This window comes from Rugamonas rivuli (assembly GCF_009380165.1).
Classification (GTDB): Bacteria; Pseudomonadota; Gammaproteobacteria; order Burkholderiales; family Burkholderiaceae_D; genus Rugamonas; species Rugamonas rivuli.
The window spans coordinates 1,097,733-1,123,125 of the sequence record NZ_WHUF01000001.1 but is presented as its reverse complement, the minus strand read 5'-3'; the positions used below and the strand labels follow the sequence as shown (position 1 = coordinate 1,123,125).

General features: G+C 64.7%; 8 protein-coding genes. All 8 read left to right on the top strand.

Annotated elements, in window-relative coordinates; translation table 11 throughout:
* Nucleotides 1–125: 125 nt before the first annotated feature.
* Complete coding sequence (locus GEV01_RS04740; protein WP_152802083.1) at nucleotides 126–2,141, top strand: bifunctional 2',3'-cyclic-nucleotide 2'-phosphodiesterase/3'-nucleotidase; 2,016 nt, start codon at nucleotides 126–128, stop codon at nucleotides 2,139–2,141.
* A gap of 11 nt (nucleotides 2,142–2,152) precedes the next feature.
* On the top strand, nucleotides 2,153–2,689 hold the full coding sequence (locus GEV01_RS04735; RefSeq protein ID WP_152802081.1) for a tetratricopeptide repeat protein: 537 nt from the start codon (nucleotides 2,153–2,155) through the stop codon (nucleotides 2,687–2,689).
* Between the two features lie 179 nt (nucleotides 2,690–2,868).
* Nucleotides 2,869–4,026, top strand: coding sequence for an ABC transporter substrate-binding protein (locus tag GEV01_RS04730; RefSeq protein WP_152802079.1), 1,158 nt, complete (start codon nucleotides 2,869–2,871; stop codon nucleotides 4,024–4,026).
* A gap of 79 nt (nucleotides 4,027–4,105) precedes the next feature.
* Nucleotides 4,106–4,996 (top strand): branched-chain amino acid ABC transporter permease, encoded by an 891-nt coding sequence (locus GEV01_RS04725; RefSeq protein WP_008447933.1) that lies wholly within the window; start codon nucleotides 4,106–4,108, stop codon nucleotides 4,994–4,996.
* Nucleotides 4,997–4,999: 3 nt separating this feature from the next.
* The gene (locus GEV01_RS04720) at nucleotides 5,000–6,949 is read left to right on the top strand and encodes a branched-chain amino acid ABC transporter ATP-binding protein/permease (protein WP_152802077.1); all 1,950 of its coding nucleotides are present in this window, start codon (nucleotides 5,000–5,002) and stop codon (nucleotides 6,947–6,949) included.
* A gap of 12 nt (nucleotides 6,950–6,961) precedes the next feature.
* A complete protein-coding gene (locus tag GEV01_RS04715; protein WP_152802075.1) occupies nucleotides 6,962–7,690 on the top strand; it encodes an ABC transporter ATP-binding protein in 729 nt (242 codons plus the stop codon).
* Nucleotides 7,691–7,792: 102 nt separating this feature from the next.
* Nucleotides 7,793–9,490, top strand: a complete 1,698-nt coding sequence (locus GEV01_RS04710; RefSeq protein ID WP_152802073.1) for a ShlB/FhaC/HecB family hemolysin secretion/activation protein — start codon at nucleotides 7,793–7,795, stop codon at nucleotides 9,488–9,490.
* A gap of 42 nt (nucleotides 9,491–9,532) precedes the next feature.
* Nucleotides 9,533–25,393 (top strand): hemagglutinin repeat-containing protein, encoded by a 15,861-nt coding sequence (locus tag GEV01_RS04705; protein ID WP_152802071.1) that lies wholly within the window; start codon nucleotides 9,533–9,535, stop codon nucleotides 25,391–25,393.

Here is a 25,393-nt window from a genome sequence, read left to right as displayed (position 1 = left end):
TGCCACAAAAAGCATAAAATGCGACTCCTCTGGCTTAAGTTGCTTGATGCAAGGAAATTCGCTGCGTATGATGTCGCGCATAGCTCCGTTGCCTAAAAAATCGCAACCCCAAATATAGTTCATTCATGCGCCCAGCAGTTTGCCGTCTCACCATCGCGTTGCCCTCCTTGTTGCTCGGCTGTGCCGGTCTGCCGCAGGGTACGCCGACGCCCATGGGCGCCGAGGCCACGCTGGCGCTGCTGGAAACGACCGACCTGCACGCGACGGTCCTCAGCTACGACTACTACAAGCTCAAGGCCGATCCATCGATCGGCTTTGAACGCACTGCGACGCTGATCAAGCAGGCACGCACCGAATTCCCCAACAATTTGCTGCTCGATAACGGCGACGCCATCCAGGGCACGGCCTTGGCAGACTACCAGGCGCTGGTCGCGCCGGTCGCCTGCGGCCAGCCGCTGGCGATCTACAAGGCCATGAACCTGCTGGGCGTGGACGGCGGCGGCATCGGCAACCACGAATTCAACTTCGGCCTGGCCTACCTGAACCAGGTGACGGGCAGCCATTTCGACGTGGACGGCGTGGCCGCCGATGCGCCGCGCTGCGCCGGGCCGAACTTCCCCATCGTGCTGGCGAATATCTACAGCGTAAAGACCCGGCAGCCGCTGTTCGAGCCATACCGTATTCTCACGCGCCGGATCAGCGCCACAGGGCCGGATGGCAAGCCGCTGACGGCCACGATCAAAATCGGCATCATCGGCTTCGCGCCGACGGTGGTGATGTCCTGGGATAAGCACTGGCTGGAAGGGAAGGTCTACGCGGAAGGCGTGCGCGAGACGGCGCAGAAGTACATCCCGCAGATGCGCGCCCAGGGTGCGGACCTGGTGGTGGCCATCTCGCACGGCGGCCTCGATGGCGATCCGTATGCGCCGGAGATGGAGAACGCCAACTACTACCTGGCCCAGGTGCCGGGCGTGGACGCGATGATGATAGGCCACGCGCACCAGCCGTTCCCGGATGCGGCCAGCAAGGTGCCTGAATTCAGCCTGCCGAACGTGGACAAGGCCAAGGGCACTGTCTTCGGCGTGCCCGCCGTGATGGCCAACCTGTGGGGCAAGCACCTGGGCGTGATCGGCCTGCGCCTGAAGTACGACGGCAAGGCCTGGGTGGTGGACAAGAGTCGCACCACGGTCGAAGTGCGCGCCACCCGCAACGCCGACGGCAGCTACGTCGCCGCCGAGCCGGCCGTCGCGCCGCTGGTGGCGGCCGAGCACGAGGCCACCATCGGCTACGTCAAGACGCCGGTCGGCAGCAGCGACTTCCGCATGACGACCTATTTCGCCGACGTCGGCGACATCAGCGCCATCCAGCTGGTGAACCAGGCGCAGACCGCCTACGTGCAGAACTACGTCAAGGCCAATCTGCCGCAGTACGCGGCGCTGCCGGTGCTGTCGATGGCGTCGCCGTTCAAGGCCGGCGCCGCCGGTGCGGGCGACTACACCGACGTCAAGTCCGGCGGCCTGGCGCTGAACAACGTCGCCGACCTGTATCTGTACCCGAACGCGCTGCATGTGGTGAAGGTGGACGGCGCGGGCCTGAAAGCCTGGCTGGAGAAGGCGGCCGAACGTTTCAACCGCATCGCCCCGGCCAGCAGCGCGCAGCAGGAGCTGGTCAACACGGCGGTCCCCGGTTTCAACTTCGATGTGCTCAGCAGCGCCGATGTAAGCTACCAGATCGACGTCACTAAACCTGTCGGCCAGCGCATCACGGCGCTGCAGTACCGGGGCGCGGCGCTGTCGCCGTCGCAGGAATTCCTGGTCGCGACCAATAACTACCGCGCCAGCGGCGGCGGGGCGTTCCCTGGGCTGGACGGCAGCAAGACCATCCTGGCCTCGCCGGACGCCAGCCGCGATGTGCTGATCGCCTACATCCAGCAGCAGAAGAACGTCACCCGCGCGCGCAACGGCTCCACGCGCAGCTGGCGTTTCGCGCCGGTGGCGGTCAAGGGCGCGGTGGTGTTCCACTCGGCCCCGGACATGCTGGACCTGGCAAGGGAGGCCGGCCTGAAGGCGGTCTCGCAGATTAAAACGGACGATGGCGGCGGCAAGGGCCTGGCCCTGTACGCCATCGATTTGTCGAAATGAACGGAGGGCGCATGAAGCAAGTGCGGAAAACGCTGGCAGGGCTGGTACTGATGGCGGTGGGCGGCGCGGCCGGCTTTGCTGCGGCCGGACCGGTCGGGCCGGTCGACGAAGCGCGCCTGTACCTGCGCGGCGGTTCCGGCGTGGCCGTCGACCTGCCGAAGGCATTCTCGCTCTTCACCAGCGCCGCCAAGGCCGGCGACCCGCTGGCCGCCTACTACCTGGGCATGATGTACCGGAACGGCATGGCCGTCGCACGCGACGCCAAGGCCGCAGCGCGCTGGTTGAAGTTCGCCGCCAGCCGCCAGATGCCGGCGGCGATGTTCGCGCTGGCGAACCTGTATCTGAGCGGCGACGGCGTCAAGCGCGACGAGCAGGCCGCTCGCCATTTGATAGAAAAAGCCGCCGATCTGGAGTATCCTGAAGCGGTGATGGCGATGGCCATCGGCCTGCGCGACGGCTCCATGGGCTTCGACCGCAACGAAGCGCTGTCCGAAACGCAGATGCGCTTCGCCAACCGCGCACTGGCGCAGCGCACTTCCGGCATGTAATTCCTCCGCCGCACGCGCGCTTTACTCACTGCTTACTTACAAGTTCCTTACACGCGGCAGGCCATTTTTGGCTTGCTGCGATGCCGCACATCTATGTGTTGCTGCTGCTGATCGACTCACCTACAATGGCCCATCGATGGGGTACTACTATAAAAAACGTTGTAAACAGGAGATCACAGATGAACTTTAAGTTGAAATTGCTCATAGCAGGCATTGCACTCGGTTTCTCGGCTTCTTCCATGGCGGCAGACCCCATCAAGATCGGCGTCGCCGGTCCGTTCACCGGCGGTTCCGCGCCGATGGGCGTGTCGATGCGCGACGGCGTCAAGCTGGCCGTGGCGGAGATCAACGCCAAGGGCGGCGTGCTGGGTCGCCAGATCCAGCTGGTCGAACGCGACGACGAAGCCAAGAACGAACGCGGCGTGCAGATCGCCCAGGAACTGATCAACAAAGAGAAAGTCGCCGCCACCGTCGGCTACATCAACACCGGCGTGGCCCTGGCCTCGCAGCGCTTCTACCAGGAAGCCAAGATCCCGGTCATGAACAACGTCGCCACCGGCTCCATCGTTACCAAGCAGTTCGCCGACCAGCCCGAGAACTACATCTTCCGCAATTCCGCCAACGACCAGATCCAGTCCGGCATGATCGTGCACGAAGCGGTCGAGAACCGCAAATTCAAGAAGGTCGCGATCCTGGCCGATTCCACCAACTACGGCCAGCTGGGCCGCGAGGATCTGGAAAAAGCGCTGGATAAAAAAGGCCTGAAGGCCGTCGCCACCGAGAAATACAACCTGAAGGACGTCGACATGACGGCCCAACTGCTCAAGGCCAAGCAGGCCGGCGCCGAAGTGGTGCTGACCTACGGTATCGGCCCGGAGCTGGCGCAGATCGCCAACGGCATGGAAAAACTGGGCTGGAAAGTGCCGCTGATCGGCAGCTGGACGCTGTCGATGGCTAACTTCATCGACAACGCCGGCAAGAACGGCAACGGCACCCGCATGCCGCAGACCTTCATCCAGGATCCGACCACGCCGAAGCGCAAGGCCTTCATCGACGCCTATGTCAAAGCCTACAATCCGCCGGGCGGCCGCATGCCGTCGGCGGTGTCGGCGGCACAGGGCTACGATTCGATCTACCTGCTGGCGGCCGCCATCAAGCAGGCCGGTTCCACCGACGGTCCCAAAGTCAAGGCCGCGCTGGAAGGCCTGAACGAGAAGATTGAAGGCGTCGTCACCACCTACAGCAAACCGTTCAGCAAAGACAACCACGAAGCCATCACCGCGGACATCACGGTCTTCGGCGAAGTCAAGGACGGCAAAGTAGTGCCGGCCAAGTAAGCCAGCGCCGCATGGGTACCGGCCAGTCTTGAGGATTCAAGCCTGGCCTTTTTCTTGTCGTCCTACAGTGGTGGTTATCATGGAAATCTTCCTGCAACTGGCATTCAGCGGCATCGCGCTCGGCATGATCTACGCCGTCATCGCCTTCGGCTATCAGCTCACCTTCGCCACTTCCGGCACGCTCAACTTCGGCCAGGGCGAATCGCTGATGCTCGGCGCGCTGGTCGGGCTTAGCCTGGTCGGCACCATTCACGGCGGGCCTTACATGAGCTATCTGCTGATGATCCCCCTGGTGATCGTGTTCGGCGCGCTGCAGGGCATGTTCGTCGAATGGATAGGCGTGCGGCCGGCGATCAAGATCAAGTCCGAATTCGGCTGGATCATGTCGACCATCGCGCTGGCCATCATCTTCAAGAACGTGGCCGAGAATATCTGGGGCAAGGACGACCTGACCTTCCCGTCGCCGCTGAGCTCCACGCCGTTCCAGGTGCTGGGCGCGAATGTGCAGCCGATGCAGGTGGCGGTGATCGTCGGCGCGCTGGCGATCATGGCGGCGGTCGAGATCTTCAACCGCAAATCGATCTACGGCAAGGCCGTGGTGGCCACCGCCAACGACCGCGACGCGGCGGGGCTGATGGGCATTAACACCCGCATGGTCATCACGTTTTCGTATGCGCTGTCGTCGGCGACGGCGGCATTCGCAGGCGTGCTGGTGGCGCCATTGACGCTGACCGGCGCCACCATGGGCGCCTCGCTGGGCCTGAAGGCCTTCGCGGTGGCCATCATCGGCGGCCTGACTTCGGGCGTGGGCGCCATCGTCGGCGGCCTGATACTGGGCATCGCCGAAACCACCACCGGCTACTACATCTCGACCGGCTACAAGGAAGTACCGGGATTGCTGCTGCTCCTGCTGGTGCTGGCGATCAAGCCGTCCGGCCTGTTCGGCAAAGCCGCCATCAAAAAGGTCTGACCCATGAACAAGAAAATCGTCGCGGCGAGCATCGTGGGGCTGGCGGTGCTGGTGCTGTATCCGGTGCTGATCCCCAACCCGTACTACATCCATCTGTTTGAAACGATCCTGATCTACGCGATCCTGCTGTTCGGGCTGGACATCGTGGTCGGCTACACGGGCCAGGTGTCGCTGGGCCACGCGGGCCTGTTCGGCATCGGCTCTTACGCCACCGGCGTGATGGTGTTCAAGCTGGGCGCACCGTTCTGGATCGCGATACCGGCCAGCGTGGCCGGCGCCGCGGTGTTCGGCGCCATCCTCGCGCTGCCGGCCTTGCGCGTCACCGGTCCTTATCTGGCGATGGTGACGCTGGCCTTCGGCACCATCATCCAGATCCTGATCAACGAAATGACCTTCCTCACCGAGGGCCCGATGGGCATCAAGATCGCCAAGCCCATGATCGTCGGCCAGAAGCTCAGTGAAGTCGGCTACTACTACATGGTGGCGGCGCTGATGGTGGTGTCGCTGATCGTCGTGCACAGGATATTGAAATCCAACCTGGGCCGCGCCTTCGAAGCGCTGCGCGACAGCCCGATCGCCTCCGACTGCATGGGCGTTTCGGTGTACCGCTACAAGGTCTACGCCTTCATCATCAGCGCCGGTTTCGCGGGCCTGGCCGGCAGCCTGTATGCGTATTCGGAAGAGTACATCTCGCCAAATACCTACAACTTCGAGCTGACCATCCTGTTCCTGCTGGCCGTGATCATGGGCGGCCGCAAGACCCGTTCCGGTTCGCTGATCGGCGCGCTGATCGTGGTAATGCTGCCCAGCCTCCTGGCCGACATTGAACTGTTCCGCAAGATCGCCACCGCCGCCGCCGTGCTGGGCGTGATCGGATCGGCGTTCATGCTGGCGAAAAAACGCTCGACGCTGCGCGGCGTGCTGGTGCCGCTGATCGCCACCATCGGCATGGCGGCGTTCTCGTACAAGCTGGAAAACATCGTCGACTGGCGCCTGACAGTGTTCGGTTTGATGACGCTGTTCGTGGTCTACTATCTGCAGGACGGCATTGTCGGCTTCCTGTTCAGCCTTGTGGGCAAAGGCGCCGCGCACGCCAAGGCGGTGGCGGCCGGCGGCGTCGAGCCGTTCTCGCGGGCCAAGGGCGGCAACGCCGGCGACACGCTGCTCAGCGTCGACAAGATCCTGATGCAGTTCGGCGGCCTGAAGGCGCTCAACCAGGTGGACCTGAACGTGGTGCAGGGATCGGTGCATGGATTGATCGGCCCTAACGGCTCCGGTAAGAGCACGATGATGAACGTGCTGACCGGGATCTACAAGCCGACCGCAGGGCAGGTATCATTCTCCGGCGCGGTGATCTCCGGCCGCACGCCATCCGAGATTGCGCTGGGCGGCGTGGCGCGCACCTTCCAGAACGTGCAGCTGTTCGGCGAGATGACGGCCACCGAGAACGTGCTGGTCGGCCTGCACAACACCTTCGAATCGAATGTGCTGGATGTGATGCTGCAAACGCCGCGCTACAAGCGCGAGGAACGCGCCGCGCGCGAGCGGGCCGCCAGCATCCTGGAGTTCGTCGGCCTGACGGCGATGGCCGATGAAGAGGCGCGCAATCTCCCTTACGGCAAACAGCGCCTGCTGGAGATAGGCCGCGCACTGGGCCTGAGCCCGCGCCTGCTGCTGCTCGACGAACCGGCTGCCGGCCTGACCGCGCCAGACATCAAGGAGCTGATGGCCATCATCCGCAAGATCCGCGACCACGGCATCACCATCATCCTGATCGAGCACCACATGGACGTGGTGATGGCCTTGTCCGACACGGTGACGGTGCTGGACTTCGGCCAGAAGATCGCCGAAGGCGTGCCGGCGGCGGTGCAAAGCGACGCCAAGGTGATCGAAGCCTACCTGGGTGGCAGTGGCGAAGAACATGGCGGCACCAAAGCGCCTGCGGCGCATTAACGAGGACAGCACATGCTATCGATCTCCAATCTGCAAGCGTCATACGGCAAAGTCGAAGTCCTGCACGGCATCTCGCTCGACGTCCCGAAGGGCAAGCTGGTGACGCTGATCGGCTCCAACGGCGCCGGCAAGACCACCACCATGCGCGCCATCTCCGGCATGCTGAAACCGAAGGGCGGCACCGTCACGCTGGACGGCAAGGACATCACCGGCGCCGACTCGCACAAGATCGCGCGCGCCGGCCTGGCGCATTCGCCGGAAGGGCGGCGCGTGTTCGCCTCGATGACGGTGACGGACAACCTGCTGCTGGGCGCCTTCCCGCGCTTCACGCGGGCGCGGCCCCGGGGCGACATCAAGCACGACCTGGAAAAAGCGCTGGAGCTGTTCCCGCGCCTGAAGGAGCGCCAGACCCAGCTGGCCGGCACGCTGTCCGGCGGCGAGCAGCAGATGCTGGCGATGGCGCGCGCCGTCATGCTCAACCCGGAGGTGATCCTGCTGGATGAGCCGTCGATGGGCCTGGCGCCGATCCTGGTCGAAGAAGTGTTCAAGATCATATCGCGCCTGAAATCGGAGGGCGTGACGATGCTGCTGGTGGAGCAGTTCGCCGCCGCCGCGCTGAACGTGGCCGACTACGGCTACGTGCTGGAAAATGGCACGATATCGGTCCACGGCCCTGCGGCAAGCCTCAAAACCGACCCGAAAGTGATCGCCGCCTACCTCGGCGGCGGGCAGGGGCATTGATCAACTATCAAAATAAAAGTTATAAATTTTAGAATAATTTAATTGCCGTATGGAAATTCAATAGATATAATTCGCAACTATTGAATTTCCGCAAGGCAACAAATGCAGCAAGCAAGCAGTCGGCTGTACGGCATGATTTTGCTGTACGGCCTGGTCAACCAGAGCGCGCACGGCCAGAGCCAGGCCGACATCGCGGCGCAGCAAATCCAGCGTCAGCAGCAGAGGGAGCGGGCACAGAACGAGCAGGCCGAGGAGCAGCGGCCCGCCGTGCGCCTGCCGCGCGAGCCGGTCAAGGCCGCCGCCGTCTATCCGCTCGACGAAACCCCATGCTTCCCGATACGCCACATCGCCTTGCAGGGCGAGCAGTCGGCGCAGTTCGCGTGGGCGCTGGGCGCGGTGGCCGATGCCGCCGGCCTGTGCCTGGGCAGCGCCGGCGTCAACGCCGTCATCGGCAAGGTGCAGAACGCGCTGATCGCCGCCGGCTACGTCACCACGCGCGTGCTGGCCGCGCCGCAAGACCTGCGCGGCGGCGAGCTCAACCTGGTGCTGGTGCCGGGCCGCATCCGCGCCATCCGATTCGCCGACGCGGCCGCCGGCGCCAGCAATGCGCGCGCCTCGTGGCGCACCGCGCTGCCGGCTCGGCCGGGCGACATCCTCAACCTGCGCGACATCGAGCAGGCGCTGGAAAACTTCAAGCGTGTGCCCACGGCCGAGGCCGATATCGAAATCGTGCCCGGCGAGCAGCCCGGCGAAAGCGACTTGCTGATCAAGTGGCGCCAGGCGCGGCCGGTTCGCCTGAGCCTGTCCGCCGACGACAGCGGCAGCGACTCCACCGGCAAATACCAGGGCGGCGCCACCGTCTCGCTGGACAACCTGCTGGGCTGGCAGGAGCTGGCTTACTTCAGCGTCAACCGCGACCTGACCGCGCACGGCCGCGACCACGGCACCCGCAACTATGCGCTGCATTACTCGATGCCGGCCGGGTATTGGCTGTTCTCGCTAAACGCCAGCCGCTACCGCTACTACCAGGCCATCGCCGGCGCCAACCAGACCTATGTCTACAGCGGCACCAGCGGCAACGTCGACCTCAAGGCCGCGCGCGTGCTGTACCGCGACGCCGCCCGCAAGACCACGGCGTCGCTGCGCCTGTATCAGCGCCGCAGCAACAACTTCATCGACGACACCGAGGTGCAGGTGCAGCGCCGCCAGATGGGCGGCTTCGAGCTGGGCCTGACGCACAAGGAATTCATCGGCGACGCCACGCTGGACGCCAACCTGCTGTACAAGCGCGGCGCCCACATGTTCGGCACCTTGCCGGCGCCCGAGGAGGAATTCGGCGACGGCACCTCGCGGCCGGCCATCATCAATGCCGACGCCACGCTGACGCTGCCGTTCGCGCTGGGCGCATCCAAGCTGCAATACCAGGGCAATGTGCGCGCCCAGTGGAACCGCTCGACGCTGATCCCGCAGGACCGCTTTGCCATCGGCGGCCGCTACACCGTGCGCGGCTTCGACGGCGAGACCAGCCTGTCGGCCGAGCGCGGCTGGCTGCTGCGCAACGACGTCAGCTGGTCCGTCAGCGACAGCATGCAGCTGTACCTGGGCCTGGACTATGGCCAGGTATCGGGCGCGCATGCCGCTGCGCTGGCCGGCACCAGCCTGGCCGGCGGCGCGCTGGGCTGGCGCGGCCAGCTTGGCGGCATCCAGATCGATCTCTTCATCGGGCGGCCGCTGCGCAAGCCCGAGCATTTCCGCACCGCCCCAAACGCCGGCGGCTTCAGTCTCAATTATCAGTACTAATTATTTACGCCGGCCCCAACCCCGCCGGCGGAAGGAATCGCAATGAACAAGCTCTGCTACCGTATCGTCTTCAACAAAGCCCGTGGCCTCTGCATGGTGGTGCAGGAAGGCGCACGCAGCCAGGGCAAGGGCGCGGGGCAGGCCGGTCCTGCGGGCGGCGCAGCGATGGGCGAATGGCAGGGCGGCCTGGCGACGCGCCTGCGCAGCCTGGCGTTGGCCATGCTGGGGGCGTTCGGCGGTTCGTTGCTGCTGGCCGGCCTGGCGTCGGCGCAGATCATTGCGGACCCGAACGCGGCGGGCCGCCAGCAGGCCACGGTGCTGAATGCGGCCAACGGCGTGTTGCAGGTCAACGTGCAGACGCCGAGCGCGGCGGGCGTATCGCGCAACGTCTACAGCCGCTTCGACGTGCCCAAGACCGGCGTCGTGCTGAACAATTCACGCACGGCGGTCCAGAGCCAGCTGGGCGGCTGGATCGACGCCAATCCGTGGATGGCGCAGGGTACCGCGCGCGTGATCCTGAACGAAGTCAATTCCAAAGATCCCAGCCAGTTGCGCGGCTATATGGAAATCGCCGGTTCGCGGGCGGAGATGGTGATCGCCAATCCGGCCGGCATCGTGGTCGATGGCGCTGGCTTCATCAACGTCAGCCGCGCCACGCTGACCACCGGCAAGCCGCTGCTGAGCGAGGCCGACGGCGCGCTGCGGGGCTATGCGGTACGCGGCGGCATGATCAGCATCGAGGGCGCGGGCATGGATGCGCGGCAGACCGACTATGCGGCCTTGATCGCACGTTCGGTGCAGCTCAACGCAGGCCTGTGGGCGCAGCAGTTGGAGGTGACGACCGGTACGAACGATGTCACGCTGGCGGCCGATGGCGCGGCGCCGGGCAATACGGCCGCGCCGGTGGCGGGCAGCGGCACGGCGCCGCGTTACGGCATCGACGCCTCGCTGCTGGGCGGCATGTACGCGAACAAGATCACGCTGGTTGGCACCGAGGCCGGTGTGGGCGTGCGCAACGCCGGCGCCATTGGTGCGGCGGCCGGCGAGCTGGTCGTCACCAGTGAAGGGCGGTTGGAAAACACCGGTAGCCTGGCGGCCAGCCTGGCGTTGTCGGCCAAGGCACGGGATGGCATCGTCAATAGCGGCGGCATGTCTGCGGGCGGTACGCTGGCGCTGAGCACGCCTGCGGCGGTGTCGAACAGCGGCACGATCAATGGCACGGGCGGCTTGCAGCTGACGGCCGATACGCTGAGCAACAGCAATCTGATCAGCAGTTCGGGTCGTGCGGTGCTGGCCATGCAGGGCGATGTGGATAACAGCCACGGCGTGATCCAGGCGCAGAGCCTGGCGCTGAGCAGCGTTGCCGGTGGCGTGAACAATCAATCGGGCAAGTTGCTGCAAAGCGGGGCCGTGACGCTGGATGTGGCGGCGGCCAGCCTGCACAATGCGGGCGGTGGACAGGTCGGCGCGGCGCCTGCGACTGCGGGCACGGACGGTGCGGGCAACGGTGGCGCGGGTACCGGGAACGGTTCCGACAGCGGCGCTGGCACGGGCAATGCTGGCGGCACCGGCGGCACCGGCGGCACCGGCACCGGTACTGGAACGGGCACGGGCACGGGCACCGGCAGCGATACGGGCGGCGCCAACACCGGCGTCACGCCACCTGCGCCCATCGCACCGGGCTTCGTGCGCGTCGCCGGTGCGATCAACAATGACGGCGGCCAGATCCTGTCCGGCGGCGGCATCGCGCTGGCGGTCGGCGCGCTGGACAACGCCGGCAGCCAGATGAACCTGTCGTCGCTGGCAGTCGACGGCGGGGCGTTCAACAACCGCGCCGGACAGCTGAACGTGCAGCGCGCCGCCAGCATCCACGGCACCACCCTCGACAACCACGTCGGCAAGCTGGTCGCCGGCAGCAATGTCGACATCCAGGTGCAAGGCATGGACAACGGCAGCGGCACGCTCTCGGCCGGCGGCGACCTGCTGCTGGACAGCGGCGCCATCGTCAACCGTGACGGCAAGCTGGTCTCGGGTGCGCGCGCGGCCGTCGCCGCCAGCGGAGCAGTAGACAACCACAACGGCCAGATCCAGGCCGTCACCGGCCTCGCGCTCAACGCCGGCGGCAAGCTCGATAATCAATCCGGCGCCATCGAGACCATAGGCGCCGCCGCTGCCATGCAAGTGCGCGCAGGCGAGATCGACAATACCAAAGGTCGCATCGTCAACACCGGCAGCGGCGCCAGCGAGGTCGGCGCGGCCGGCAAGTTGTTGAATACCGGCGTGATCGGCGCAAACGGCGCCTTGAGCGTCGCCGCGCAGACGATGACGAACCAAAGCGGCGGCACCGTCCAGGCGGCAGGCAGCCTGGCGCTGGCCGTCAGCAAGCAACTGGACAACCAGGGCAGCATCGCCAGCGGCGCCAAGCTCAACTTCGACGAGAGCGGCGCAACGCTGAACAACGCCGGCCAGATGGCGGCCGGCGGCGACATCCATATCGCCGTGCTGCACGCCGCCAATGACGGCGGCCAGATCGGCACCGCAGCCGCGTCCGGCGCCAGCCTGGCGCTCAGCGCGGCCGATATCAGCAACCGCGGCGGCAGCCTGCTGGCCGACCGCGACATCGGCATCTCCGCCTCGCAAGGCGACCTCGACAACAGCAAGGGTGTGATCCACGGCCAGCGCGACGCCGCCGTCAACGCCGCGCAAACGCTGCTCAACCAGGGCGGCTTGATCGAAGCGGTCAGCGCCGGCAGCAAACTGAACCTCGACACCGGCGCGATCCAGAACCAGGGCGGCCGCATCGTCAACGCCGGCAGCGGCGACAGCACGGTGGCCGCCGCCGGCGCCATCGTCAGCGACGGACTGATCGCCGGCAACGGCAAGCTCGCGATGACGGCCGCCACGGTCAGCAACAGCGGCACGCTGTCCAGCGGCGGACCGTTCAACCTGGCCGTGACCCAGCAGCTCGACAACGCCGGCCTGATCAGCAGCGCCGGCACGCTGGACCTGGGCACCGCCAAGGCCGACATGCGCAACACCGGCCAAATGGTCGCGGCGGGCGACATCAACGTGCTGGCGCACAACGTCGCCAACGCTGGCCAGATCGCCACGACGACCGGCTCCGGCAGCGGCATCACCCTGCACGGCGCGGCATTGGACAACCACGGCGGCGGCATCGCCGCCAGCGGCGCCGTCGATATCCAGCTGGACGGTGCGCTCAACAACAGCAGCGGCACCGTGCAGGCCGGCCGCGACCTGACCATTGCCGCCAAGGACACGCTGAACAACAGCGCAGGCGTCATCGAGGCGATGGGCAGCACCAGCCGCATGCAGCTCAATGTGGGCGCCATCGTCAATGCCGGCGGCCGCATCGCCAACGTCGGCAGCGGCGATACCGGCATCACGGCGGAGGGCGACATCCAGAATAGCGGCGTGATCGCGGGTAATGGCGACGTCAAGGTAACGGCCTATACCGTGCACAACGGCCAGGGCGGCGCGCTCACGTCGGGCAAGGACATGACGCTGGCGGTGCAGCAACTGCTGCAGAACGACGGCACCATCCAGAGCGGCGCATCGCTGGTGTTCAGCAAGACCACTAGCAACGTCGGCAACAGCGGCTCCATCATTGCCGACGGCGAGCTGGTCATCAAGGCCGGCAACCTGGTCAACGATCGCGGGCAGATTGCCACCACCCAGGCGAGCGGCGGCGACATCTCGATCGAAAGCCAGCAGCTGGGCAACCACAACGGCCGCATTCTTGCCGCCGGCAGCGCCGATCTCCAGGTTGGCGGCGCGGTGGACAATCGGATCGGCGTGATCCAGGGCGCGCAGAATGTGACGCTGAACGCTGTCGGCGCGCTCAACAACACCAACGGCGCCGTCGAGGCGCTGGGGGCGGATGGCCGCTTGCTGGTGCAGGCCTATGGCATCGACAACACCGATGGCAGCATCGTCGGCGCCGGCCGCAACGGCGCCAGCATCGGCAGCGCCAGCTATATCTGGAACGGCGGCCGCATCGCCGCCAGCGACAAGCTGGACTTGAACGCTTTATCGGTCAGCAACAGCAGCGGCGCCAGCATCCTGGCGGGCGCGGGCCTGGGCCTGTCGGTGCGCGACCTGCTGGACAACCACGGCACGGTCAGCAGCAACGGCCTGATGAACTTCGGCTTGACCACGGCCGTCGTCAACAACGACGCGCAGATGGTTTCCAAAGGCGGCATCAATTTGGCCGCAGGCGTATTGAACAACGATAAGGGACAGATTTCGACCGTCAAGCAATCGCAGTCGGACCTCAATATTACCGCGAACAGCGCCAGCAACCAGGGCGGCGCCATCGTCGCCGACCGCAACGCCACGCTGACCGTCGGCGGCGCGCTGAACAATACCTCGGGCGGAATTCAGGCCGGCAAGGACTTGCAGGCCACGGCAGGCGCCGCGCTGAACAACACCAAAGGCGTGATGGAAGCGGTCGGCGCTGCCAGCGCGCTGAAAGTGCAGGCTGGTTCCATCGATAACACGGACGGCCGCATCGTCAACGTCGGTACCGGCGCCAGCAGCGTAACCGCCCAGGGCGCGATACTGAACGGCGGTCTGATTGCCGGCAACGGCGATCTCACGGTCGCTGCGAAAACCTTGCAGAACAACGCTACCGCGACCATTTCGGCAGGCAAGAACCTGGTGCTGGGCGTGACCCAGCAGCTGGACAACCTGGGCGCCATCAGCAGCACCGGCAAGCTGGACTTTACGCAGACCACGGTCGCGGTGCGTAACGGCGGCAGCATCGTCGCCGGCAGCACGGCGACGATCAACGCGGGTGCTTTCAACAATGACGGCGGCCAATTGGCCACGGTGCGCGGCTCCGGCGCCGACATCGCGCTCAACGCGCAGAGCCTGAGCAACCGCGGCGGCGTGATCCAGTCCGACCGCAACGTGACGGTCGGCGTTGCCTACGCGGCGGACAATACGCACGGCTCTATTCAGGCCAAGCAGGATCTGCAATTCGCGGCGGGTGCGGCACTGAACAACAACAGCGGCGTCATGGAGGCGATCAGCGCAGGCAGCGCATTGCGCGTGCAGGCCGCCTCCATCGACAACAGCGCCGGCCGCATCGTCAACGTCGGCAGTGCGGCGGCATCGGTCTCGGCGCAGGGCGCCGTCATCAACAGTGGACTGATTGCCGGCAACGGCAGCCTGGACCTGGCGGCCGGCAGCCTGCAGAACCAGGCGGCGGGCAAGGTGTCGTCGGGCCTGGCGATGGACCTGGCCGTGACGCAGCAACTGGACAACCAGGGCACGATCACCAGCGGCGGCACGCTGGAATTCAGCAAGACCACGGCCGTGGTCAACAACAGTGGCCAGATCATCTCGGCCGGACAAGCCCATGTGGCGGCGGGCGCGCTGAACAACGATGGCGGCCAGATCGCCACGCTGAAGGATAGCGGTTCCAGCGTTGTCATCGACAGCCAGAGCATGAGCAACCAGGGCGGCAGCGTGCTGGCCAGCGGTGATGCCACGCTGGCGGTCGCCGGCGCCGTCAACAACGCGCGCGGCACGATCCAGGCGCAACGCGACCTGAAATTGACGGCAGGCGGCGCACTCAACAACGCGAGCGGCGTCATTGAAGCCGTGACGGCAGCCAGCAGCCTGACGCTGCAAGCGAGTGCGATCGACAACACCGCCGGCCGCGTGGTCAACGTCGGCACTGGCGCCGCCACGGTGAGCGCCCAGGGGCTCGTCACCAACAGCGGTTTGATCGCCGGTAACGGCAGCCTCGATCTGGCGGCCGGGTCTTTGCGCAACCTGACGGGCGGCAACGTGCTGTCGGGGCAGCGCATGGGCTTGGGCGTGGTGCAGCAGTTGGATAATCAAGGTGTCATCAACAGCGGTGGTACGCTGACGTTCAACCAGACTACGGCCATCGTCAACAACAGCGGCCAGGTCGTTTCGGCCGGGCAGGCGACCATCGCCGCCGGCAGCTTGAATAACGATGGCGGCCAGATCGCCACGCTGAAGGATAGCGGTTCCAGCATTGCCATCGACAGCCAGAGCATGAGCAACCAGGGCGGCAGCGTGCTGGCCAGCGGCGATGCCACGCTGGCGGTCGCTGGCGCCGTCAACAATGTGCGCGGCACGATCCAGGCGCAACGCGACCTGAAATTGACAGCTGGCGGCGCACTCAACAACGCGAGCGGTGTGATCGAAGCCGTGACGGCAGCCAGCAGCCTGGCGCTGCAAGCGAGCGCAATCGACAACAGCGCCGGCCGCGTGGTCAACGTCGGCACGGGCGCTGCCACGGTGAGCGCCCAGGGGCTCGTCACCAACAGCGGTTTGATCGCCGGTAACGGCAGCCTCGATCTGGCGGCTGGGTCTTTGCGCAATCTGACCGGCGGCAACGTGCTGTCGGGACAGCGCATGAGCCTGGACGTGGTCCAGCAGCTGGATAACCAGGGCGTGGTCAACAGTGGCGGTACGTTGACGTTCAACCAGACCACGGCCATCGTCAACAACAGCGGGCAGATCACATCGGCAGGGCAGGCGACCATCGCCGCCGGCAGCCTGAACAACGATGGCGGACTGATCGCGACACTGCCTAATTCCAACGCCGGCATTGTGATCGGCAGCCAAAGCCTGAGCAACCACGGCGGCCGGGTGCAAGCCAGCGGCGACGCGGTGTTCAACGTCGTCGGCGCGCTGGACAACGCGCAAGGCACGTTGCAAGCGGGGCAGGATATGCGCCTTGCCGCGGGCGGAACGCTGAGCAATAACGCCGGGGTGATCGAGGCGCTGGCTTCCGGCAGCACCATGCAGGTGCAGGCGGGCGCCATCGTCAACGGTAGCGGCCGCATCGTCAATGTCGGTACGGCGGCCACCAGCGTCAGCGCACAGGGCGGCATCAGCAGCAGCGGCACCATTGCCGGCAACGGTACGCTGGACCTGAGCGCGCAGAGCCTGCAAAACAGCGGCACCGTGTCGTCCGCTCGTTCGATGAGCTTGTCGCTGTCGCAGTTGCTGGACAATCGCGGCGCCATCAACAGCGGCGGCACGCTCGATTCCTTGCAAACCATCTCGCAAATCACGAACAGCGGCACGATGACGGCCGCCGGCCGGATCGGTTTCAACGCGGACAATTTGAACAACGACGGTGGCCAGATCGCCACGCTGAGCAATTCCGGCGCGGACATCCGTCTGGACAGCCAGACCATGAGCAACCGCAGCGGCAGCGTGCTGGCCAGCGGCAATGCCGGAGTCAACGTCTACGGCGCGCTGGACAACGCCCACGGCACGCTGCAAGCCGGCCGCGACATGCAAGTGAGCGCAGGCGGCGCACTCGGCAACGCCAGCGGCGTGATCGAAGCGCTGTCCGCCGGCAGCACGCTGGCGGTGCAGGGCCAGTCCATCGACAACACGGCCGGCCGCATCGTCAACGTCGGCAGCGGCGATACCGGCATCGGCAGCCAAAGCAGCATCGTCAGCAGCGGCATGATCGCTGGTAATGGCAAGCTGTTGCTGTCGGCGCAGAGCGCGCAAAACCGCGTGGGCGGCACCATCGCCGCCGGCGGCGACATGGAGCTGGCGGTAACGCAGCAGATGCAGAACCAGGGCACGGTCAGCAGCGCCGGCACGCTCGGCTTCACGCAAACCGGCGCCAGTTTCAGCAACAGCGGCCAGATGATCGCCGGCGGCACGGCCACGTTCAACGCGGCCAGCTTCAACAACGATGGCGGGCAGATCGCCACGACTACAGCATCCGGCGCCGACATCAGCGTCACCAGCCAGCGCATCAGCAACCGCGGCGGCAAGATACTTGCCAGCGGCGATACCACGCTGAGCAGCGGTGCCGATCTGGACAACGGCGCCGGCACGCTGCAGGCGGGCAAGAGCCTGAAACTCGGCGCCGTCGGCGCGCTGGGCAATACGGGCGGCACGATCGAGGCCGACGGCACGGCCGGCACGCTGGACTTGACGGCGGCAACCGTCGACAGCAGCGGCGGCCGCATCGTCAACGTCGGCATCGGCGATACCAATGTGCTGATCGGCAGCGACCTCGTCAACAGCGGCCTGATCGCCGCCAACGGCAACCTCAATCTGAACGCGCATACGCTGAAGAACAACACCGGCGGCAGCATAGGCGCGGCCGGCAAGCTGCTGCTGGCGGTGGACCAGCAAGTCGACAACCACGCCGCCATCACCAGCACCGGCACGCTGACCTTCAACCAGGCCGGCGCCAACCTGAACAACGACGGCAAGATCGTTGCCGGCGGCGCCATGACCATCGTCGCCAAAGCCGTCAACAACAATAACGGCCAGATCGCCACCGCCAAGAGCGGCGGCGCCGACCTGACGCTGACCGCAGCCAGCCTCAGCAACGAAAAAGGGCAGATCCTCGCGGACGGCAAGGCGGTGCTGGCCATCGCCGGCGCGCTGGACAATGTGCAGGGCACCATTCAATCCGGCAAGGACTTGCAAATCACTGCGGGCGGCGCGCTGACCAACAACGGCGGCGCCATCGAAGCGGCCGGCGCCACCTCCGCGCTGACGTTGAAAGCACTGTCCATCGACAACGGCACCGGCCGCATCGTCAACGTCGGCAGCGGCGACACCAGCATCACCAGCGTGGGCGCGGTGAGCAATGCCGGCGTGATCGCCGGCGGCGGCAAGCTGCTGCTCAGCGCCGTCACGCTGCAAAACAGCGGCACTGGCATCGTCGCCTCGGGCAAGGACATGACCTTGCAAGTGACGCAGTTGCTGGACAACCAGGGCACGATCAACAGCGCCGGCACGCTGACCTTCAACCAGGCCGGCGCCAACCTGAACAACAGCGGCCTGATCGTCTCGGGCGGCAATGCGCTCATCGTCGCCAACCAGATCAACAACAACGGCGGCCGCATCGGCACCGGCGCCGGCACCGATGGCGACCTGAGCCTGACCGCGCAGCAGTTGAGCAACGAGGCCGGCCACATCACCACCGGCCGCGACCTGACCGTGATCACCCACGTACTGCAAGGTAACGGCGAACTGCAGGGCGGCCGCGACCTGTCGCTGAGCATGGACGGCGACTACACCCAGGGCAGCGGTACCCAGCAGTTCCATTCGAATCGCGACCTGAGCCTGACGGTCACCGGCAATATCGTCAACAACGCCACCTTCGAAGCGGCTGGCAAGCTGACGCTGAGCGGCAACAATGTCAGCAACAACGCCGGCGCGGTCATGCAGGGGCAGGGCGTGGCGGTCAATGCGGCGGGCAATCTGGCCAACGCCGGCCAGATCAATGGCTCGGCGACGGTGGACCTGAAAAGCGGCGGCACCATCGACAACACCAACGCCATTGTCGGCGGCAACCTGACCCTGGCGGCGCAAAACCTGAACAACACCGGCGCCAGCACCTTGCTCGGCTCGACCGGCACGATGGCGCTGGGCGTGGCCGGCACGGTCAACAACACCGGCGGCGCCAGCATCTACAGTGGCGGCAGCCTGAGCATTGTAGGCGCGCTGAGCGGCGGCACGACCGGCCTGGTCAACAACATGTCGTCGACCATCGAAGCGGCCGGCGACCTGTCGCTGAACGCGGCCAGCGTCAACAACATCCGCGAGAACGTCACGCTGGTCAAGGTACAGACGGTGGACGAGACCAAGCAGATGGAGTTGCCGAGCTGGGACCACAACGGCGATAACCACGACAACTACGACACCAACGCGGCGAACTACTATCCGCACGAGCTCTACTACGTCAATCCCGACGACATTCTTGAGAATCAAATCATGTACGCGCCGGACGGCAATGCCTATGGCCGCGCGGTGATCCGCACGCATGCGAATGACTCGGCCTTCTTCTGGGCCTCGACCGGCGCCTATAACGCGCAAGGCGCGCGCCAGCGCATCACGATGAGCGACGGCACCAGGGTGCTGTATTACAAGTACAGCCAGGACAACCAGGCCAACCCCGACCAGGGTGGGCCGACCGGTACGCCTGACGGCTTCTATCTGGAGCATGTCACTAACTGGACCAGCGGTCCGCCGGCGTATTCGAATATGTACGGCAGCTGCGCGGCCAATTGCGTGCGCTTCGTGACGCAACCGGGTTATGACGATCCAACCAGCATCATCAACCGGAGTACGGCGCGGGCACTGGTACCCCAAGCGGGCAAGCTGGAGAAATCCCGTCTGGCGCATCACACGGCGGAAGAGGACCAGATTGCACCAGGTTCCGGCGCCGTGGCGCAGATTCTGTCCGGCGGCAATATGCACCTGACCGTCGGCCAGGCGCTGACCAACCAGTACGGCCAGATCATGGCGACCGGCAACCTGGCCATCGACGGCGGCGCCGCCATCAGCAACCAGGGCGCGACGCTGTACCGCAACCACACCTTCGACGGCACCTGGAAGACCTATGACGGCGACGTCACGGCCTACACCATGCCATCGCAGAGCGAAATCATCGGCTCCGCCGCCGGTGTGATTTCCGGCGGCAAGGGCGTATCGATCACCGGCCGCAGCTTCAGCAACGTCGACATCACGGCCGGCACGGTTGGCAATATCCGCGACAGCGTCACCGTGCTCGCGACCGGCAACAACAGCGCCAGCGGCGCCAGCCATGCGACTGGCAACGGCGCCAGTGGCGGCAGCGCCGGCGGCCATGTCGGCGGCAGCGGCATCGGCAACAACGCAAGCGGCGCCGGCGCGGCCGGCGGCAGCGGCATCGCCAACCAGGCGGCGCATGGCGCGCAAGCCGGCGGCAGCGGCGTCGGCAACAACGCGGCACTGGGCGCGCAAGCCGGCGGCAGCGGTGTCGGCAACAACGCCGCGCTGGGTGCACAGGCTGGCGACAGCGGATTGTCCAACCAGGCGGCGGACGCCGGACTGGCCGGCGGCAGCGGCCTCGGCAACCAGGCGCGTACGCGTCTGGATACCAGCGGCAGCGGCGCCTACAACGGCGCACGCGACGTCGACAACATCAACGCCAGCGGCAAAGCCAGCACGGCGGCGACCAGCGAACCAGCCAAAGGCAGCGGCACCAGCGGCAAGGCGCTGGGCGACGTCAGCTCCGGCCATGGCGCCAGCCTGGCGCAGAACGCAGCCAACAGCGGCACGGCGGTCAAGGTGACGCCGAATGGCCTGTCGCTGCTGAACCCGAACGCCAACGGTAGCTATGTGTTCGAAACCCGTCCGCAATTCGCCAACCACGGCAACTGGATCAGCAGCGACTACCTGCTGAAAGCGCTTGATACCGATCCGGCCGTCACGCAAAAGCGCCTGGGCGATGGCTTCTACGAACAGCGCCTGGTGCGCGACCAGTTGATCGAACTGACCGGCCGCGCACCGACCGGCGGCCAGAACGACGACAGCCGCTACAAGGATCTGATGACCAGCGGCATCAGCTTCGCGCAGCAATACGACCTGCGTCCGGGTATCGCGCTGAGCGCCGACCAGATCAGCCACCTGACCAGCGACATCGTCTGGATGGAAACGCAAACCGTCAGCCTGCCGGACGGCACGGTGGAAAACGTGCTGGTGCCCAAGGTCTACCTGGCGCACGCGGGCGGCGACGCGGTCAAGGCCAGCGGCGCGCTGGTGACGGGCGATGGCGTGGCCATCAATACCAGCGACAGCATCGTCAACCGTGGCGGTCTGATCGACGGCGCCAACGGCCGCACGGTGCTGGTGGCGGGGCAGGATATCGTCAACCAGGGCGGCGCCATCAAGGGCGGCGCGGTGGGCTTGTCGGCTGGGCGCGATGTGATCAACCAATCGCTGACCATCAAGCAGGAATATGCCAGCGTCAACACCAGCGGCAGCTACACCACCTTGTCCAACCAGGCCAGCATCTCGGGCAGTGGCGCGGTGGCGATCAAGGCTGGGCGAGACGTGACCGACACCGGCGGCACTATCGCCGGCACCAGCGTCGGCATCGGCGCGGGGCGCGACATCGCCTTCAATGCGCTGCAGACCGGCAGCACCTATGCATCGCAAGTGGCCGGCATCACCGAGAAAGACAGCAGCACGACGTACAAGGTCGGCCAGGTCGCCAGCAGCGGCGACCTGACGATGGTCGCCGGCCAGGACATCAAGCTGAGCGGCACGCAAGTGGCCATCGGCGCTACCGGCAGCGGCACGCTGGTGGCAGGGCGCGACGTGAGCATCGCGGCCGTCGTCAACGAAGTCAACATCAGCAAGCAGAATGACCCGGGCAGCAAGCACTACGACAAGGAAGTCCATCAGGAGCAGAACGTGGTCGGCGCGTCAGTGACGGCTGGCGGCAATCTGGCGATCAAGGCCGGTGATAGCGGCCTGGGTAATCTGGCGATTGCTGGCAGCAACCTGGCTGGCGGCGGCAAGGTGCTGCTGGCGGCCAGTGGCGACGTCAGCATCACGCAGGTACAGGAAATCCACCTGACCGACCTGGCGCACCATGACGAATCGAGCAGCATGTTTAAGAAGAGCAGCAATACTTCGGCCGACTACAGCAAGATCGACAAGGTGGTGGGCAGCAGCGTCAGCGGCGATTCGGTTGTGGTCAAGTCCGGCAACGATATCGTCGTCAACGGCAGCCAGCTGAGCGCCACGCAGGCGCTGACCTTGAACGCGGGCCGCGATCTGCTGGTCTCCAGCGCGCAGCAGAGCGATAGTGAAAAGCATAGCGAACAGCATGATCGCAGCGGGTTCTCGTTCAATGTCGCCTCCGGCGCGCTCGGCTACAGCAAGAGCGAGCAGGCCAAGGCCGGCAATAGCGATACGGTGACGCAGGTGGGCAGTGTGCTCAGCGGCGGCAGCGTCAGCGCCAGCAGCGGACGCGACACCACCATCAAGGGCAGCACGGTGGTGGCCGACCACGACATTGTCATCGACGCCAAGCGCGACCTGAGCATCGTCAGCGCCGAGAACAGCAGCGACGGAGCGTCGTCGAGCAGCAGCAAGAAGTCGGGCTCGATCGGCACGACGTTCCAACCGGCTATCGGCACGGTCAAGAACGCGAGCGACGGCACCAGTTCCAGCGTGACGCAGGTGGGCAGCCAGATCGCCAGCCTGGGCGGCAACGTGACCTTGAAGGCAGGCGAGCAGTACACGCAAACGTCGAGCGAAGTGACGGCGCCGAAGGGCGATATCAGTATCGATGCCAAGGACGTGCTGATCAACGCGGCCATGAACAGCAGTGACAGCAGCGACCATACGACGTACAGCAAGACGGCCATCGGCGGCTCCGTCAGCATGCCGGTGGTGGATGCGTTGAAGAGCGCGAACAGCATGGTCAACGCGGCGAAGAGCACCAGCGATGGCCGCATGCAGGCATTGGCGGCGATGAACGCGGCGAATAGCCTGAAGGATGCATACAAAGCCTATACCGCAGTTCAGGATACGGGCATTAAGGTCAGCATCAGCCTGAGCAACCAGAAGAGCGATAGCACGGTGGTGCGTACCAGCGACACGGCGGCTGGCTCGTCCGTTTCGGCCGGGGGCAGCGTGACCATCAACGCGACCGGTGCCGGCAAGGACAGCAACCTGACAGCGATCGGCAGCGACATCAAGGCGGGCAAGGATGTCAGCCTGTCGGCGGATAACCAGGTGAACCTGCTGGCGGCGAAGGGCACGGCGAGCCAGCACAGCACCAACAGCTCCAGCGGTTCCAGCATTGGCATCGGCTTTGGCATCGGTGGCACATCGAACGGCTTCACGATCGATTTGGCGGTGAGCCAGGCGCGCGGCAAGGCCGACGGCGACGATATCGGCTATACCAACAGCCACGTTACCGCAGGCAGCACAGTCAACGTGAACAGCGGCGGCGACACCACGCTCAAGGGCGGCGTAATCACGGCACCGACCGTGGTGGCCGATATCGGCGGCAACCTGAACATCGAGAGCCTGCAGGACAGCAGTAAATTCAACAGCAAGCAAAGCAGCGCTGGCTTCAACGCCAGCCTGTGTATTCCACCGGCATGTTATGGCGCCAGCACCGTGGGCGGCAGCATCAGCAAATCGCATGTGAATGGCGATTTCCTGTCTGTGCTGGAGCAAAGCGGCATCAAGGCGGGCGACGGCGGCTTCCAGGTGGCGGTGGGCGGCAATACGGACTTGAAGGCCGGTCTGTTGAGTAGCAGCCAGGCGGCGGTTGATCAGGGCAAGAACGTGCTGATCACTGGCAGCCTGACGTCGAGCGATCTGAAGAACAAGGATCACTACGATGCGGGTGGTTTTGCATTGTCAGGTTCGGTTAGTGGCAAGCTCGGTGATCAGACCATACCGTCGGACAAAAAATTCACGGAGGATCAAAAGAAAGCGGCGTCAGCCGACGGGAAATCAGGTGGAAGTGCAGGTTTCGGCTCGGCCAGCGGCGACCAGAACAGCACGACGGCGGCTGGTATCAGCGGCGGGCTGATCGCGATCACCGACCAAACCAAGCAACTGGAGACTGGTAAGGACGCTGCGAAGGCTGTGTCCGGTCTGGATCGAGACGTGACGACGGAATCGGCGGCATCCAACACCAGTGCCCTAGCCAAAGGATGGGATGCCAAGCAATTGCAGCGCGACGTTGATGCCCAAGTGGCAATTACAACCGCATTTGGTCAAGTCGCTGCTCAGAAGGTTGGTGACTTCGCCGACACGCAAAGGGATGAGGCGTTGGCGCGAGGCGACAAGGCAACAGCTGCTAAATGGGACGAGGGTGGTGAATATCGGGTTGCTGCGCATGCTGCTATAGGGGCTGTAACGGGCGGCATGAACGGTGCACTCGGGGCGGGAATCAGCGCGATTGCTGCGCCCAAAATTAACGAGCTGATTTCTGATATCGGACTACCTGAAGAAGTCAGAAAGCTGGTAATCGCGGCCGCTAGTTCCGGTGTGGCAGCATTGGCCGGCGATGCGGGACTGGTCAGTGGCTACAATCAGGTAGAGAACAACTTCCTCAAGCATGAGCAGGCAACCGCAATGAGGAAGGAGTTTGAGCAATGTGATAAAAAGGCAGGAGGATGTACTGACTCAGAGTACGTCAGTATCCGCGATAAATACTTGGCGCTATCGAACAAAAATATCGCGCAAGTTCAATCTTGTGTGTTCACAGGTAACGTAGCCTGCGTATCTGCCCTTGAAGGACAAGCTGCAACTTCCAGCGAGCTGGGGCGTGACTTGGTTGGGGCAGATTTCACGATTTTCGCAGGCAGACAGAATAATGTATTGTCATACCAGTCGGTGAACGGTGCGGCTTCCTTGTTCGGTACTGATGCGCAGCAGGCCGCCGAAGTGGCGAAGTTCAGACTGAGCTATTGCGGTGGTGTGAGCGCAGGTACTTGTGACGGCTTGGTCAAGGAAGCGCTGGCCGATCAGAAGGCAAGGGTAGCAATACTAATGGCGGTCGGGACGGCCGTTCCATTAGCGACGCAGGCGACGATTAAAGGTCTGCGGAACTTAAAAATGCCATCAAAAGACCCTGCTGTTCAGCCTGTAGAGCCACCTATCAACAATAAAGGAACGCCCGATGCCCTTTTGCCAGATGCTGACTTTGCTGGTCAGTTTTCTGCCCGCCCGGATTTGGAGCAGCATTTGACTAAGGCAACAGTTTCTGGAAAACAGATTTCAGGGGGGCATGATTTGGATAATTTTAAGACAGCATTGAAGGATGCCGGTGGCGTAGAAATTTCAAGGACGGAAGTTGCACCGGGAATATATGAGGTAGAGTACCAACTCCCCAAAGCCAAGAAGAGTGCTGAGAAGACATTGTACGATCCAAAAATGTATCCAGATATGCCTTCATTGACTTCGGAGGCCGCTAGCAAGGCCCTGATGCAGTATCAGATAACCGGTGAGTTAACGCAAAAAATTACTGTTAATGGAATGAAATTCAATGTCAATATCAAAGTCACACCTGGAACTCCCGCCACGGTGAGTACTGCATATCCTGTCGGAAAGGTTAAATAA